The 16,543-nt window shown below is 59.3% G+C and carries 11 protein-coding genes; 5 read left to right on the forward strand and 6 right to left on the reverse strand.

Annotated features, from left to right (window positions below; genetic code table 11):
* The first annotated feature begins 68 nt into the window (after positions 1-68).
* From pgi to A7317_RS24815, 5 genes are all read left to right on the forward strand, one after another.
* Positions 69-1,733 (forward strand): glucose-6-phosphate isomerase, encoded by a 1,665-nt coding sequence (gene pgi, locus A7317_RS24795; RefSeq protein WP_024077427.1) that lies wholly within the window; start codon positions 69-71, stop codon positions 1,731-1,733.
* A gap of 105 nt (positions 1,734-1,838) precedes the next feature.
* A complete protein-coding gene (gene acs, locus A7317_RS24800; RefSeq protein ID WP_069077022.1) occupies positions 1,839-3,776 on the forward strand; it encodes an acetate--CoA ligase in 1,938 nt (645 codons plus the stop codon).
* A 15-nt stretch (positions 3,777-3,791) separates the two neighbouring features.
* Positions 3,792-4,661, forward strand: a complete 870-nt coding sequence (locus A7317_RS24805) for an oxygenase MpaB family protein (RefSeq protein WP_024077429.1) — start codon at positions 3,792-3,794, stop codon at positions 4,659-4,661.
* A gap of 68 nt (positions 4,662-4,729) precedes the next feature.
* Positions 4,730-5,746 carry a class I SAM-dependent rRNA methyltransferase gene (locus A7317_RS24810; RefSeq protein WP_069077023.1) on the forward strand — a complete coding sequence of 339 codons (1,017 nt, stop codon included), beginning with the start codon at positions 4,730-4,732 and terminating at the stop codon, positions 5,744-5,746.
* Between the two features lie 89 nt (positions 5,747-5,835).
* Entirely contained in the window at positions 5,836-8,769 is a 2,934-nt protein-coding gene (locus tag A7317_RS24815; protein WP_069077024.1) for a DUF748 domain-containing protein, read from the forward strand.
* A 149-nt stretch (positions 8,770-8,918) separates the two neighbouring features.
* On the opposite strand, the gene A7317_RS24820 is transcribed toward A7317_RS24815, so the two are convergent.
* The 6 genes from A7317_RS24820 to infB all read right to left on the reverse strand — a co-directional run bounded on the left by A7317_RS24820 (position 8,919) and on the right by infB (position 16,520).
* The gene (locus A7317_RS24820) at positions 8,919-9,536 is read right to left on the reverse strand and encodes a BON domain-containing protein (RefSeq protein ID WP_024077432.1); all 618 of its coding nucleotides are present in this window, start codon (positions 9,534-9,536) and stop codon (positions 8,919-8,921) included.
* Between the two features lie 296 nt (positions 9,537-9,832).
* Positions 9,833-11,938 carry a polyribonucleotide nucleotidyltransferase gene (pnp, locus tag A7317_RS24825; protein ID WP_024077433.1) on the reverse strand — a complete coding sequence of 702 codons (2,106 nt, stop codon included), beginning with the start codon at positions 11,936-11,938 and terminating at the stop codon, positions 9,833-9,835.
* Positions 11,939-12,133: 195 nt separating this feature from the next.
* A complete protein-coding gene (rpsO, locus tag A7317_RS24830) occupies positions 12,134-12,403 on the reverse strand; it encodes a 30S ribosomal protein S15 (protein WP_003176135.1) in 270 nt (89 codons plus the stop codon).
* Positions 12,404-12,518: 115 nt separating this feature from the next.
* Positions 12,519-13,436, reverse strand: coding sequence for a tRNA pseudouridine(55) synthase TruB (gene truB, locus A7317_RS24835; protein WP_010562682.1), 918 nt, complete (start codon positions 13,434-13,436; stop codon positions 12,519-12,521).
* A 3-nt stretch (positions 13,437-13,439) separates the two neighbouring features.
* The gene (gene rbfA / locus A7317_RS24840) at positions 13,440-13,835 is read right to left on the reverse strand and encodes a 30S ribosome-binding factor RbfA (RefSeq protein WP_024077434.1); all 396 of its coding nucleotides are present in this window, start codon (positions 13,833-13,835) and stop codon (positions 13,440-13,442) included.
* Between the two features lie 159 nt (positions 13,836-13,994).
* Complete coding sequence (gene infB / locus A7317_RS24845) at positions 13,995-16,520, reverse strand: translation initiation factor IF-2 (protein WP_024077435.1); 2,526 nt, start codon at positions 16,518-16,520, stop codon at positions 13,995-13,997.
* Positions 16,521-16,543 lie beyond the last annotated feature (23 nt).

Below are 16,543 nucleotides of genomic sequence, written 5' to 3' on the forward strand. Positions count from 1 at the left end.
AAGACTGGACGTTCCGGGCTTTGAAATGTCCTAAAGGCAGTCCCCGTAATAAAAGGAAACCCGCAGCGATGGCGTACTACCGCACTCCTCATGACGTTACCGCTCTGCCCGCCTGGCAAGCGCTCAATCAACACCGCCAAGCCATGCAGGATTTCAGCATGCGCGAAGCGTTCAATGCCGATCCTCAGCGTTTTTCCCAGTTCACCTTGAGCAGCTGCGGACTTTTCCTCGATTACTCGAAAAACCTGATCACCAGCGAAACCCGCGACCTGCTCGTGGCACTGGCCAAGGAAGTCGACCTCAAGGCCGCCATTGACGCGCTGTACGCTGGCGAGCCGGTCAACTCCTCGGAAGGTCGCCCTGCCCTGCACACGGCACTGCGCCGCCCGGTGGGTGACAAGTTGTCGGTCAACGGTGTGAACATCATGCCGGACGTGCACAAGGTGCTGAACCAGATCACTGACCTGGTTGGCCGCATCCATGACGGCCTATGGCGTGGCTACACCGAGAAGCCGATCACCGACGTGGTGAACATCGGCATCGGCGGCTCCTTCCTCGGCCCGGAGCTGGTCTCCGAGGCACTGTTGTCCTACGCCCATAAAGGCGTGCGCTGCCATTACCTGGCGAACATCGACGGCAGCGAGTTCCATGAGCTGACCATGAAGCTGCGCGCCGAGACCACGTTGTTCATCGTCTCGTCGAAATCGTTCAACACCCTGGAAACCCTGAAGAACGCCCAGGCCGCCCGTGCCTGGTACCTGGCCCAGGGTGGCTCGGAAGCGGAGCTGTACCGCCACTTTATCGCCGTATCAAGCAACAACGCGGCAGCCGTGGCCTTCGGTATCCGCGAAGAAAACATCTTCCCGATGTGGGACTGGGTCGGCGGTCGCTACTCGCTGTGGTCGGCCATCGGCTTGCCAATCGCATTGGCCATCGGCATGTCCAACTTCAAGGAGCTGCTGTCCGGTGCCTACACCATGGACCAGCATTTCCAGAACGCGCCGTTCGAGGCCAACATGCCAGTGCTGCTGGGCTTGCTCGGCGTGTGGTATGGCAACTTCTGGGGTGCGCAGAGCCATGCGATCCTGCCGTACGACCATTACCTGCGCAATATCACCAAACACTTGCAACAGTTGGACATGGAATCCAACGGCAAGAGCGTGCGCCAGGACGGCACGCCCGTGTCCACCGATACCGGCCCCGTCATCTGGGGCGGCGTCGGCTGCAACGGTCAGCACGCCTATCACCAGTTGCTGCACCAAGGGACCCAACTGATCCCGGCCGACTTCATCGTGCCGATCGTCAGCTTCAACCCTGTGTCCGACCACCATCAGTGGCTGTATGCCAACTGCCTGTCCCAGAGCCAGGCGCTGATGCTCGGCAAGACCCGCAGCGAAGCCGAAGCCGAGCTGCGCGACAAGGGCATCCCGGAAGACGACGTGCAGAAGCTGGCCCCGCACAAGGTGATCCCCGGGAACCGTCCGAGCAACACCTTGGTGGTCGAGCGCATTAGCCCCCGTCGCTTGGGCGCGCTGGTGGCGATGTATGAACACAAGGTGTTCGTGCAGAGCGTGATCTGGGGCATCAACGCCTTTGACCAATGGGGCGTTGAGCTGGGCAAGGAGCTGGGCAAAGGCGTCTACAACCGCCTGACCGGTGCCGAAGAAACCAGCGCCGAAGATGCTTCGACCCAGGGCCTGATCAACTATTTCCGCGGTCGTCACCGCGGCTGATACCGGTACGACAGGGTCAACGTCCGTTTGGACGTTGGCCTTGAACCCTCCCCCCACAGGGTGCATCTTTATGACTTGTCGCTAAAACAAGAATAAGGAGCGCTCATGTTCGATATCAGCACCTTTCCCAGCGCCGATGCCGTCCGCCGGGCTGCGCAACTCAGTCAAGAGGACTACCAACGCCTCTATCGCCAATCCATCGAACAGCCAGACACCTTCTGGGCCGAGCAGGCCAAGGCGTTTCTCGACTGGATGAAGCCGTGGCACACGGTCCAGCACTGCGATATCAACACCGGCGCCGCCCAATGGTTTGCCGGCGGCCAACTGAACGTGAGCTATAACTGCATCGACCGTCACTTGGCGCAACGCGCCGAGCAGCCCGCCTTTATCTGGGAAGGCGATGACCCGACCAAGTCCGTCAAGATCACCTACCGTCAACTGCATCAAAACGTCTGCCGCCTGGCCAATGTGCTGAAAAGCCGTGGCGTGAAGAAAGGCGACCGCGTGTGCATCTACATGCCCATGATTCCGGAAGCGGCCTACGCAATGCTGGCCTGTACGCGCATCGGGGCGGTGCATTCGGTGGTGTTTGGTGGTTTCTCGCCGGATGCCCTGCGCGACCGTATTCTCGACGCCGATTGCCGCACGGTCATCACCGCCGATGAAGGCGTGCGCGGCGGCAAGCCCGTGGCACTGAAACAGAATGTCGACAAAGCCCTGGCCAATTGCCCGAATGTCAGCACGGTACTGGTGGTGGAGCGTACCGGGGCTGCCGTGAACTGGAGCGAAGGCCGCGACCTCAAGTACCGGCAGGCCCTGGACACCGCGAGCGATGATTGCCCGCCCGAGCCGATGGACGCCGAGGCCCCGCTGTTTATCCTCTACACCTCCGGCAGCACCGGCAAACCCAAGGGCGTGCTGCACACCACCGGCGGCTACCTGCTGCAAGCGGCAATGACCTTCAAGTACGTGCTCGATTATCGCGATGGCGAGGTGTTCTGGTGCACCGCGGATGTGGGCTGGGTCACCGGTCATAGCTATATCGTGTATGGCCCGTTGGCCAATGGCGCCACCTCGCTGATGTTCGAAGGTGTGCCGAGTTACCCGGACAGCTCGCGCTTCTGGCAGGTGATCGACAAACACCAGGTCAATATCTTCTACACCGCGCCAACCGCGCTGCGCGCCTTGATGCGTGAAGGCCATGGCCCGCTTGAGAATACCTCCCGCGCCAGCCTGCGCCTGTTGGGCAGCGTCGGGGAACCGATCAACCCGGAAGCCTGGGACTGGTACTTCAATGCAGTCGGCGAGCAGCGCTGCCCCATTGTGGATACCTGGTGGCAGACCGAAACCGGCGGCATCATGCTCAGCCCGTTGGTCAGCGCCCAGCGGATCAAACCCGGGTGTGCCACCCAGCCGATGTTTGGCGTACAACCCGTGCTGCTCGATGAACAAGGCAAGGCATTCAGCGGTGCCGGCAGCGGCGTGCTCGCGATCAAGGCCAGTTGGCCGGGGCAGATTCGCAGCGTCTACGGTGACCCACAGCGCATGATCGACACTTATTTCAAACCCTACCCCGGTTATTACTTCACCGGTGATGGCGCACGCCGCGATGAAGACGGTGACTACTGGATCACCGGGCGCATCGACGACGTGATCAACGTCTCCGGCCACCGCATCGGCACAGCCGAAGTAGAAAGCGCGCTGGTGCTGCATGACCAGGTCGCCGAAGCGGCCGTGGTGGGCTACCCACATGACGTCAAAGGCCAAGGTATCTATGCCTTTGTGACCCCGATGAATGGTGTCGAACCCAGCGATGCGCTGAAAAAGCACCTGCTGGACCTGGTCAGCAAAGAAATCGGCAGCTTTGCCAAGCCAGAGCTGATCCAATGGGCGCCTGCCCTGCCGAAAACCCGTTCCGGCAAGATCATGCGGCGGATTCTGCGTAAGATCGCCTGCAATGAACTGGACAGCCTGGGCGATACATCGACCCTGGCCGACCCGAGCGTGGTCGACGGTTTGATCGACAAACGCCTGAACCGCTAGGAAATCCGAGTCGCCATGGAATTTATCCGCAGCCGTATAGAAACCCAGTTGATGAGCCTCACCGGCTTGTCGCTGGGCCAACTGGACCTGGAAAACCCCAAGGGCGATCCCGGCCTGTTCGGCCCGGACTCGGTCAGTTGGCAAGTCCATGGCGACTTCAGCAGCATGCTCATCGGCGGCATCAGCGCCTTGATGCTGCAAGCCCTGCACCCCCTGGCCCTGGCCGGCGTGTGGGACCATTCGAATTTTCGCCAGGACATGCTCGGGCGTTTACGCCGTACTTCGCAATTCATCTCCGGCACCACATTCGGCTCGCGCAAAGACGCCGAGTGGCTGATTGAGAAAGTGCGCACCATTCACCTGCAGGTCGTCGGGCACGCCCCGGACGGACGGCCGTACGCGGCCAGCGATCCGGAGCTGCTGACCTGGGTACACGTAGCGGAAGTCAGCAACTTTCTCGCCGCCCACTTGCGGTATCGCAATCCGCAGCTGTCGGGGCGGGACCAGGATCGCTACTACAGCGAAATCGCCCTGGTGGCCGAACGCCTGGGTGCCCGGCAGGTTCCGCGCTCCCGGCAGGAAGTCTCGGATTATCTGGCACGTGTTCGCCCACAACTGCTGTGCGACGAGCGCAGCCGCGAAGTGCTGCGCCTGCTGCTCAATGCGCCCGCACCCAGCCACCTGGCCAAACCCTTTGGCGCGTTGATGATGCAGGCCGGGATCGACCTGTTGCCGGACTGGGCCAGCGCCATGCTCGAACACCACCAAAGTCCGCTGCAGCGCCAGATGATCCGCGCCGGGGTCAAGCGTAGCGCGCCCTTGTTGCGTTGGGCGATGCGCAATGGTTCGGTCCAACGCGCCCATCGGCGGATGGGGCTGATGTAGCCCGCGGCCCATAGCTGTTAGACTCCGCGCCCTCATTGCCCACAATTACCTAAAGCAAGGCGCGCTCCATGTCTCCCCTGAACCAGGCGCTGCGCGCCGCCCTCGATCGACGCCAGGACCTGATCAACGAACTGCATGCCCAGGGCACCGATTGCTATCGGCTGTTCCATGGTAGCCAGGAAGGCGCCGGCGGCCTGACGATCGACCGCTACGGCCCGCAGTTGCTGGTACAAAGCTTCCACCAGGCGCTGGACACCCACGACCTGCTGGACCTGCACCGGCTGATCAACCAGTACGTGGGCCTGGAATTGCTGCTGGTGTACAACGACCGCTCGCGTGGCAACTCGCGCATCGACCGCGAAGACACGGTATACCGCGCCGAACCTGCGGCGCTGGAAGACCTGGTCGGCCACGAATGGGGCCTCAACTACCGCGTGCGCGGGCGCCATGTCGGGCAGGACCCGCTGCTGTTCCTCGACCTGCGCAACACTCGCGGTTGGGTCAAGGCCCACAGCGCCGGCAAAAGTGTACTGAACCTGTTTGCCTATACGTGTGGGGTCGGCCTGAGTGCCGCCGCCGGTGGCGCACGTGAGGTGTGCAACCTGGACTTTGCCGAAGGTAACCTGGCGGTCGGTCGTGAGAACGGCCTGTTGAATCCGCAATTACCCACCATGGAATTTGTGCAGTCCGATTACTTCCCGGCGATTCGCCAACTGGCCGGCCTGCCGATCGCTCAGCGTCGCGGGCAAAAGCTGCCGAGCTATCCGCGCCTGGAGCAACGTCAATACGACCTGGTGTTACTCGACCCGCCCGCCTGGGCCAAGAGCGCCTTCGGCACCGTCGACCTGCTGCGTGACTACCAGAGCCTGCTCAAGCCGGCATTGCTGGCAACCGCCGACAACGGCGTACTGATCTGCTGTAACAACCTGGCAAAAGTGAGCATGGACGATTGGCGTGACCAGGTACTGCGTTGCGCCGAGAAAGCGGGGCGCCCGGTACGCGACTGGCGCATCATGGCGCCCGGCGCCGATTTTCCTTCGCAAGACCAACAGCCACCGCTGAAGACAATGATCCTGCAGTTATAGGACTTATCTCAAAAGGACTGGCTCTTCGGAACCGAAAACCCGTGCCATACTCCAAGGCACTCCTGTTCGACATAGATGGCGCCGCCCCCATGCCCAAAGGATTGATTCGCGCCGCTGGCGCCTTGTTGACTGCCGTAGCCCTGTACAGCTTGCTGGGCTTTCTGATTTTGCCCGGCATCGCCCTCCGCATAGCCAATCAACAACTGGCCAACTACGCCACGGTGCCAGCCCGCATCGAACGCATCGAGCTCAACCCGTTCAGCCTGGAGCTGACCGTGTGGGGCCTGCAAATCGGCGATCCAGGCAAGGAACAGGTCGGTTTCGAGCGGCTGTATGCCAACCTGCAGCTCGACAGCCTGTGGACCCGCGCCGTGCACTTGGCGGATGTGCAACTCGACAAGCCCAAGACCGAGCTGCTGTTCGACAAATCCGGCCAACTGAACCTCGCGCAACTGTTCAAGTTGCCGCCCAGCGAGCCAACCCCGGCCGATCCCAACGCCAAACCGTTCCCGTTGCGTATCGACAACATCAAGCTGGCCGGCGGCTATTTACATTTCGAAGACCTGCGCCCCAGCGAGCCCATCGAGTTCCTCTATGACAAACTCGACTTCGAGCTGAAAAACCTCAGCACGCTGCCGGAAGACAACGCCGACATGACCCTCGTGGCCGCGGGCCCCCAGGGTGGGCAGATCGACTGGAAAGGCAATTTCAGCCTGGTGCCGATCACCTCCAAAGGCACATTGAAGGTCACCGACGGCAAGATGAAAGCCTGGTGGCCGTATGTGCGGGATGCACTGCCACTGGTGCTTGAGGACGGTGTGCTCAACTTCAGTACCGACTACACATTCAGCCTGGCCAATGAGACTGCGCTGAACCTGAACAACACCGCCGCGAGCATCGCGCCCTTTGCCATCAAGGCACCGGATGGCCGCCCACTGGTACGCCTGGAGCGCCTGGACATCAGCGAAACAACAGTGGACCTGGCCAAGCAGCAAGTGGTGGTCGGCAAGATCCGCAGCAACAAGCTGGAAACCTGGGCCGCCCGCGAAGCCGATGGGCAATTGGACTGGCAAAAACTATTCGCCAGCCAGCCAGGCAAACCGGCCAAGGCACCGGAACCGGCCAGCGCACCGGCCACTGCCGACTCGCCAAAACCTGCACCGGCAGCGCCCAGCAAACCCTGGCAAGTGCTGCTCAAGGATGTGCAACTGCGCAACTACCAGGTGCACCTGGCTGACCGGCAGGCTAAACCGGTCGTCGCGCTGGAGCTGGGGCCGTTGAATGTCGATATGCAGAACTTCGATAGCCTCAACCAAAGCCCCTTCACCCTCAAGATCGACAGCGGCCTGGGCAAACAGGGCAAGATCCAGGCAACCGGCGAGGTCAACCTCAACCCCGTCAGTGCCAAGCTGAAAGTGAATACCCAGGACATCGACCTGCGGGTCGCCCAATCCTATATCAGCCCGTTTATTCGTCTGGAACTGCGTAGCGGCATGCTCGGCAGTAACCTGGATGTGAACCTCAAAAGCACAGACCCACTTAAGCTCCAGGTAACCGGCCGGGCCCAGGTGGACCAGTTGCACACCCTGGACACCCTCAAGACCCGTGACTTCCTCAAGTGGCAACGCCTGGTGCTGGAAGGCCTGAACTACCAGCATGGCGACAGCCTGTCGATCGACAAGGTCAACCTGCAGCAGCCGTATGCACGCTTCATGATCAACGATGACCGCACCACCAACGTGGACGACCTGTTGATTCCCCAGCCAGCCGACAGCGGCGCCAAAGCGGCGGCCAAGCCTGCGGCCAGCCAAGATAAGCCCCTGGGTATCCATATCGGGCAGATTGCGATCAACGACGGCTCGGCCAACTTCGCCGACTTCAGCCTCACGCCCAACTTTGCGACCGCAATACAACAGCTCAACGGGCAGATCGGCACCATCGACAGTCGCCAGGCCAAACCGGCCAACGTCGACATCAAGGGCAAGGTGGACCGCTACGCGCCAGTGACCATCAAAGGCAGCGTGAACCCATTCGACCCCATGGCAGCGCTGGATATCGCCACCAGTTTCAAACGTGTCGAGCTGACCACCCTGACCCCCTACTCGGGCAAGTTCGCCGGTTTCCGAATCCGCAAGGGCCGTCTCAACCTCGACCTGCATTACGTGATCACCAAGGGCCAGTTGAAGGCCGAGAACAAAGTGGTGGTCGAGCAATTGCAGCTGGGTGAAAAGGTCGACAGCGCCGATGCCGTGGATTTGCCGATTCGCCTGGCGATTGCCTTGCTTAAAGACAGCGATGGCAAGATCTCCATCGAACTGCCCATCAGTGGCGACTTGAACAACCCGCAATTCAGCGTGATGCCGATCGTGTGGCAGACCCTGCGTAACCTGGTGGTGCGCGCGGCGAGTGCACCGTTCAAATTCATCGGCGGATTGATTACCGGTGGAGGTTCGGAAGACTTGGGTAACGTGTCGTTCGCCGCCGGCTCGAGTGAATTGAGCAAAGAGGCTGAGGGCGCATTGGACAATCTGGCCAAGGCGCTGAAGGAACGCCCCGCCCTGCGCCTGGAAATCGAAGGCACAGCGGCGGCCAGCAGTGACGGCCCCTTACTGGCCCAGGAGCGACTGGAACGTGAATACCAGTACAACTACTACAAGATGCTGCAGCGTCGCGGCGAGAAGGTTCCAGCCCAGGCCTCCCTGCTGGAGGTTCCGGAAAGCGAGAAAGCCCCGCTGCTCGAAGGTATCTATCGCACTCGCTTGAAACAGCAGCCACCTGCGGAATGGAAAGACCTCAGCCGCGATGAGCGCACGGCAAAGCTGAAGGACGGCTTGATCAAGTTCTGGAGCGGCAGTGATGTATTGCTACGTCAGCTGGGCCAGGACCGGGCCAGCACCATCAAGGATTACCTGGTAGACAAAGGGCAACTGGAAGATGACCGGGTGTACTTCATCGACGCCAATCTGGGCCAGGCCGAGAAAGACGGTCGAGTGATCACACCAATGCATCTGGATGCCGAGTAACCCTCCACAATAGAACAGGCCCCGACACGAATGCCGGGGCCTGTAATGACCACTTCCTTGTGGCCGGTCGCATGAACACGTGAGGTGCATTGAGTGGATAACTGGCTCACTCGTTGCCGCCGCGCCTAGTTCAGGCGATGGGTTGAGCGTTACTCGGCTTTCAAGCCATCAGCCGATACTGCTTTAACGCCTTTGATTTTCTTGGTGATCGCAACAGCAGTGGCTTTCTGCGATTCAGTCACAGCAGTCGTCGAAGACAGGGAAACCACGCCTTTGTTGGTTTCGACTTTGATGTCTGTGCCAGGAATGCCTTTCTCAGTAACCAGGTCAGCCTTCACTTTGGTGGTGATCCAAGTGTCGCTGGTTGCGCCTTTGGCATCAGCGGCTGCGCCCTTGGTTTTGTCGATATTGTCTGCTTTGGTAGCGCCGCCGGCCAACAGGCCATCAGCCGAAACAGCAGTTACGCCTTTGATTTTCTTGGTGATCGCTACAGCAGTCGCTTTCTGAGAGTCAGAGATGGCAACGGTCGACGACAGGGAAACCACACCTTTGTTGGTCTCAACCTTGATGTCCGAACCTGGGATGCCTTTTTCGGTCAGCAGGTCAGCTTTAACTTTGGTGGTGATCCAGGTATCCGAGGTGGACTCCTTGGCCTTAGTCACTTCGCCAGCAGCCAGTGTCATCGGCGCTTGAGACGTTTGAGCGAAAGCAACGTTGGTCATAGCCAGTGTCAAAGCGGTAGCAGTAGCGAGAGCGAACTTCTTCATACGAGTAACTCCTGTTTTATTAAAAGTCTGCAGCGTGTGGACCTTGATGCTGCAGCGTTAACAGGGATATTGCAGGCACTGTGCCAAGTCGAAATTCAGATAAAAACCCTTTAAAAACAATGCATTAACAAATACCCATCTTTTCGGAATCGTGCAACTTGCATGAACCGCGTCGTGCCTGCGTGCAAGTTGCGGTTTTTTGGCTTGGATTAAACAACTGATTTTTCGGGCTTTTTCCGCCGCCATAAAAAAAGGACTCCGAAGAGTCCCTTTTTCAGCGTGAAACCTGCGGGTGATTAAACGCCCGAAGCTTTGGCTGCTGCTACATCTTTGATGGACAGCTTGATACGGCCGCGGTTGTCCACGTCCAGTACCAGCACTTCCACTTCCTGGCCTTCTTTCAGAATGTCGGTCACTTTCTCAACACGAGCGTCGCTCAGCATGGAGATGTGAACCAGACCGTCTTTGCCCGGCAGGATGTTGACGAATGCGCCGAAGTCGACGATGCGTTCAACTTTACCGACATAGATCTTGCCGATCTCGGCTTCCGCGGTGATGCCCAGAACGCGCTGACGCGCGGCCTCTGCAGCCTCCTTGGTTTCGCCGAAGATCTTGATCGAGCCGTCGTCTTCGATGTCGATCGAAGCCTTGGTCTCTTCACAGATCGCACGGATGGTCGCGCCGCCTTTACCGATAACATCACGGATTTTGTCGGTGTCGATTTTCATCGCGATCATGGTCGGAGCGTTTTCCGACAGCTCGGTACGGGACTGACCAATGATCTGGTTCATCTGACCGAGGATGTTCAGGCGCGCTTCCAGGGCTTGGCCCAGGGCGATCTCCATGATCTCTTCGGTGATGCCCTTGATCTTGATGTCCATCTGCAGCGCGGTAACACCTTTAGCGGTACCAGCGACTTTGAAGTCCATGTCGCCCAGGTGGTCTTCGTCACCCAGGATGTCGGTCAGGATGGCGAACTTCTCGCCTTCTTTAACCAGGCCCATGGCGATACCGGCAACCGGTGCCTTCATCGGCACACCAGCGTCCATCAGCGCCAGGGAAGCACCGCAAACGGAAGCCATGGAGCTGGAACCGTTGGACTCGGTGATTTCCGACACCACACGGATGGTGTACGGGAACACGTCAGCAGCAGGCAGCATGGCCTGAACCGAACGGCGGGCCAGACGGCCGTGACCGATTTCGCGACGACCAGCACCGCCCATGCGACCACACTCGCCCACCGAGAACGGAGGGAAGTTGTAGTGCAGCATGAACGGGTCTTTTTTCTCGCCTTCCAGGGTGTCCAGCAGCTGTGCGTCACGGGCAGTACCCAGGGTCGCAACAACCAGCGCTTGGGTTTCACCACGAGTGAACAACGCCGAACCGTGAGTCTTCGGCAGAACGCCGACTTCGATGTTCAGCGGACGCACCGTGCGAGTGTCACGGCCGTCGATACGTGGCTTGCCGTTAACGATGTTCTCGCGAACGGTGCGGTATTCGATTTCACCGAATGCAGCCTTGACGTCGCTGGCGGAAGGCTGGCCTTCTTCGCCGGACAGCTTGGCAACAACCTGATCCTTCAGCTCACCCAGGCGAGCGTAACGGTCGGCCTTGATGGTGATGGTGTAGGCCTGGGAGATCGCTTCGCCGAACTCGGCACGGATAGCGCCCAGCAGTTCGGTGGCTTCCGGGGCAGCAGCCCAGGTCCAGGTTGGCTTGGCAGCTTCAGCGGCCAGTTCTTTAACGGCGTTGATCACGACCTGGAACTCGTCGTGAGCAAACAGTACCGCGCCCAGCATCTGGTCTTCGGTCAGCTCTTTGGCTTCCGATTCAACCATCAACACGGCTTCCGAAGTACCGGCAACGACCATGTCCAGGCTCGAAGCTTTCAGTTGCTCGTAAGTCGGGTTCAGCAGGTAGCCGGTGCTTTCGTGGAAGGCAACGCGGGCAGCGCCGATCGGGCCATCGAAAGGAATACCGGAGATGGCCAGGGCAGCCGAAGTACCGATCATCGCAGCGATGTCCGGATCGGTTTTCTTGCTGGTGGAAACGACGGTGCAGACAACCTGCACTTCGTTCATGAAGCCTTCTGGGAACAGCGGACGGATCGGACGGTCGATCAGTCGGGAAGTCAGGGTTTCTTTCTCGGAAGGACGGCCTTCGCGCTTGAAGAAACCGCCAGGGATCTTACCGGCAGCGTAAGTCTTTTCCTGGTAGTGGACAGACAGAGGGAAGAAACCCTTGCCTGGATCGGCTTGCTTGGCACCTACAACGGTCACCAATACGGTGACGTCGTCGTCAACGGTAACCAGCACTGCGCCGGAAGCTTGACGGGCGATACGGCCTGTCTCGAGGGTAACGGTCGACTGACCGAACTGGAATTTTTTGATAACCGGGTTCACGGTGTCCTACCTTCTTTGTGGCTCTTGGGGAACTTGTCTTCTTACGAAATTCTTGGGCAATGTCGGGAGTCGGCCCAACTGTTGTCCAGGGGTAAAACGTGTATCCAGATAAAACTTGAGGCTGGGAGCCTGCCATGAGCCAGCGGGAATCCCACTGACACACGGCAGACAACCAACCTCTAGCGCAATCGCTGATTAGCGACGCAGACCCAGGCGACCGATCAGAGCCTGATAACGACCCAGATCCTTGCCTTTCAGGTAGTCCAGCAGCTTACGGCGCTGGTTTACCATGCGGATCAGACCACGACGGGAGTGGTGATCTTTACCGTTGGCCTTGAAGTGACCTTGCAGCTTGTTGATGTTGTGGGTCAGCAGTGCAACTTGCACTTCTGGCGAACCAGTGTCACCAACAGCTTGCTGATAGTCAGCTACGATTTGTGCTTTTTCTTGAACGTCGAGAGCCATGAGGCAATCCTTTTTTCAGGAAACTGCCTAAAGGGCAGTTTCAACAGGCCAGGGACAAATCCCTGTATCTAAAAATGAGTGTTGACCGTGCCTGTTAACAGCCACACTCGTTCGGTCATTCTGACCGAATCAGTCGACGCGGCGCGATGCGCCCGTCTTCGCTCACTTCACCGATACCGATAAAGCGACCGTTATGATCCTGTACTCGCACCATGCCAAATTTCGGGGCATCCGGGGCACGTACCGGCTGGCCATTGAGCCAATAGAACGCGCTGTGCTCCGAGAAGTGCAGCAATGGCCAATCAAGCAAACCGCTGTCCGATGGCATCAGGAAGCGATCAACCGCCTCGTTGCCGCCTTCGGCATGCACCGCCTCCAACTCTTCCAGCGTGACCGTTTGGGCCAGGCTGAAAGGTCCGGCCTGTGTGCGTCGCAGTTCTGCAACGTACGCGCCGCAACCGAGCTTCTCACCAATATCTTCCACCAGGGTCCGGATATAGGTGCCTTTGCTGCAGTCCACCGCCAAGCGGGCGGTGTCGCCTTCACAGGCGAGCAATTCCAAGCGCGCAATAGTAACAGAACGCGGTTCGCGCTCCACTACTTCGCCCGCACGTGCCAGCTTGTAAAGAGGCTGCCCATCCCGCTTGAGAGCCGAGTACATCGGCGGTATCTGACTGATTTGCCCGCGAAAAGCGGGTAAAACAGCTTCGATATCAGCACGACCAACGGTCACGTCGCGAACCTGCAGAACATCACCTTCGGCATCGGCCGTGGTAGTGGTCTTGCCCAGTTGCATCAGGGTTTCGTAACCCTTGTCGGAGTCGAGCAGGTATTGCGAGAACTTGGTGGCCTCGCCAAAGCACAACGGCAGCACGCCGGTGGCCAGGGGATCGAGGCTGCCCGTGTGCCCGGCCTTTTCGGCATTGAGCAGCCAGCGGACCTTCTGCAACGCGGCATTGGAGGTAAAGCCAATGGGTTTGTCGAGCAGAATGATGCCACTGACATTGCGACGGATACGTTTAACCTGAGCCACCGCTTACTCCTTGGCGTCTTCAGGTGTGGACGGGTGCTGATTATCTTCAGCCACTGCGCGCTCGATCAGTGCCGACAGGTGCGCACCCCGCACGACGCTTTCGTCGTAGTGGAAGTGCAACTGAGGCACGCTGCGCAGCTTCATCTCACGGGCAAGCTGCATACGCAGGAAGCCGGCGGCAGCGTTGAGCACCTTGATGCTTTGCGCGATTTCTTCGCTGCTGTCCTGGCCCATCACGGTGATGAAGATCTTGGCGTGACCCACGTCACGGCTCACTTCAACGGCAGTGATAGTGACCAGGCCAACGCGCGGGTCTTTGACTTCGCGACGGATCAGTTGAGCCAGCTCGCGCTGCATCTGATCGCCGATACGTTGGGTACGGCTGTATTCTTTTGCCATGTCTTGTTACCTGTTACTGCCACACGGTGAAATCCGTGGGGTCTGAAAGCGGCAAACGCCCGGCCTGACAAAAGCCAGACCGGGCGTTGCGTTTAGAGTCCGGACGCGGCGCGGGGCATTTGCATGCCCACACGCGGCGTGGCCCTTGAAGTGCGCGAGTTAGAGGCTGCGAGCAACCTGAACCTTCTCGAAAACTTCGATCTTGTCGCCAACCTTGACGTCGTTATAGCTCTTGACGCCGATACCGCACTCCATGCCGGCACGTACTTCAGAAGCGTCATCCTTGAAGCGGCGCAGGGATTCCAGCTCGCCTTCGAAGATAACGATGTCTTCACGCAGTACACGGATTGGACGGTTACGGTAAACGGTGCCTTCGATAACCATACAGCCGGCGATCGCGCCAAATTTCGGCGAACGGAACACGTCACGTACTTCGGCAACACCCAGGATATTTTCCCGGACGTCGCTGCCAAGCATGCCGGTAAGGGCTTTCTTGACGTCTTCGATGATGTCGTAGATGACGTTGTAGTAACGCATGTCCAGGCCTTCCTGCTCGACGATCTTGCGAGCGCCAGCATCGGCACGCACGTTGAAGCCGAACAGTACAGCGTTGGAAGCCAGTGCCAGGTTAGCGTCGGACTCGGTGATACCACCAACACCGCCACCAACAACACGCACTTGCACTTCGTCGTTACCCAGGCCGTTCAAGGCGCCGTTCAACGCTTCGAGGGAACCACGAACGTCAGATTTGAGGACGATGTTAAGCGTCTTCTTCTCTTCCTGCCCCATGTTCTCGAAGATGTTTTCCAGCTTGCCGGCGTGAGCACGGGCCAACTTGACTTCGCGGAACTTGCCTTGACGGAACAGAGCCACTTCACGGGCTTTCTTCTCGTCGGCAACCACGCTCATCTCGTCGCCAGCGTCCGGGGTACCGTCCAGGCCGAGAATCTCGACAGGGATGGCCGGACCAGCTTCCTTGATGGACTTGCCGTTCTCGTCAAGCATGGCACGTACACGGCCGTAGTTCGAACCGACCAGCACCATGTCGCCTTGGCGCAGGGTACCGTCTTGAACCAGGACGGTCGCAACCGGGCCACGGCCCTTGTCGAGGCGGGACTCAACCACGACACCGCGGCCAGGAGCCGATGGAGTAGCGGTCAGTTCCAGAACTTCGGCTTGCAACAGAACAGCTTCAAGCAATTCGTCAACGCCAGTACCCATCTTCGCGGAGACCGGTACGAATGGAGTGTCACCACCCCACTCTTCAGAAGTCACGCCGTGAACCGACAATTCGCTACGGATGCGATCGAGATCAGCGCCCGGCTTGTCGATTTTGTTCACTGCCACCACCAACGGTACGCCAGCTGCCTTGGCATGCTGAACGGCTTCGATGGTTTGTGGCATCACGCCGTCGTCCGCTGCGACCACCAGGATCACGATGTCGGTCGCCTTGGCACCACGGGCACGCATCGCGGTAAACGCGGCGTGACCTGGGGTGTCGAGGAACGTCACCATGCCGCGATCGGTTTCAACGTGGTAGGCGCCGATGTGCTGGGTAATACCGCCAGCCTCACCTGCTGCAACCTTGGCACGACGAATGTAGTCGAGCAGGGAAGTTTTACCGTGGTCAACGTGGCCCATTACGGTCACGACTGGTGCACGGGAAACGGCTTCACCTTCAAACTTCAGGGACTCGGCCAGGGAATCTTCCAGGGCTGTGTCGCTGACCAGGGTCACTTTGTGGCCCAGCTCTTCCGCAACCAGTTGGGCAGTTTCCTGGTCCAGTACCTGGTTGATGGTGGCCGGGGTGCCCAGCTTGAACATGAACTTGATGATTTCAGCTGCCTTGACCGACATCTGCTGGGCGAGGTCGCCTACAGTGATGGTCTCGCCGATCTTCACTTCACGCACGACAGGGCCGGTTGGGCTCTGGAAACCGTGGGCGTTGCGTTTTTTCAGCTTGGCCTTGCCGCGACCACCACGACGGAAGCCATCGCTTTCTTCGTCGGTAGTCCGTGGCGCAACGCGTGGCGCAGGCGCTTTCTCTTTGACCGAGGCGCGATGCGGAGCGTTTTTGCGCTCGCCATCACCACCACCACCGCGACGATTGTTATCGTCGGCACGTGGCTTGTCCGGACGACGAGGTTCGTCGCGTTTACGAGCGTCAGCAGCAGGTGCTGGTGCAGCGGCAACCGGAGCGGCCTCACGCACAGCTTCTACAGGCGCAGCAGGGGCCGCGACTGCATCAGTGGCAGCAGGTTGCGCAGCAGCAGGCTGGCGACGCGCTTCTTCTTCGGCGCGACGCTTGGCTTCTTCTTCAGCCTTCTGGCGAGCAGCATTTTCTACTGCACGACGTTCTTCCAGTTCGCGTTTACGCTCGGCTTCGATTTCTTCCGGGCTGCGCTGCACGAAGACTTTCTTCTTGCGCACTTCAACGCTAATGCTCTTGCTACCAGCAACACGCAGGGTGCTGGTGGTTTTGCGCTGCAATGTAATCTTGCGCGGTTCTTCCACTTTCGCCTTGTGGCTGCTCTTCAAGTGAGTCAGCAAAGACTGCTTCTCACTATCGCTCACACCTTCATCGGCGGCGGTGTGCGGCAGACCTGCCTCACGCATCTGCTGCAACAGGCGCTCTACCGGTGTTTTGACCTCATCGGCCAGTTGTTTCACCGTGACTTGCGTCATGCACTTCTCTCCTCAGGCCGCGC

The organism is Pseudomonas fluorescens (genome assembly GCF_001708445.1).
GTDB lineage: Bacteria > Pseudomonadota > Gammaproteobacteria > Pseudomonadales > Pseudomonadaceae > Aquipseudomonas > Aquipseudomonas gorinensis.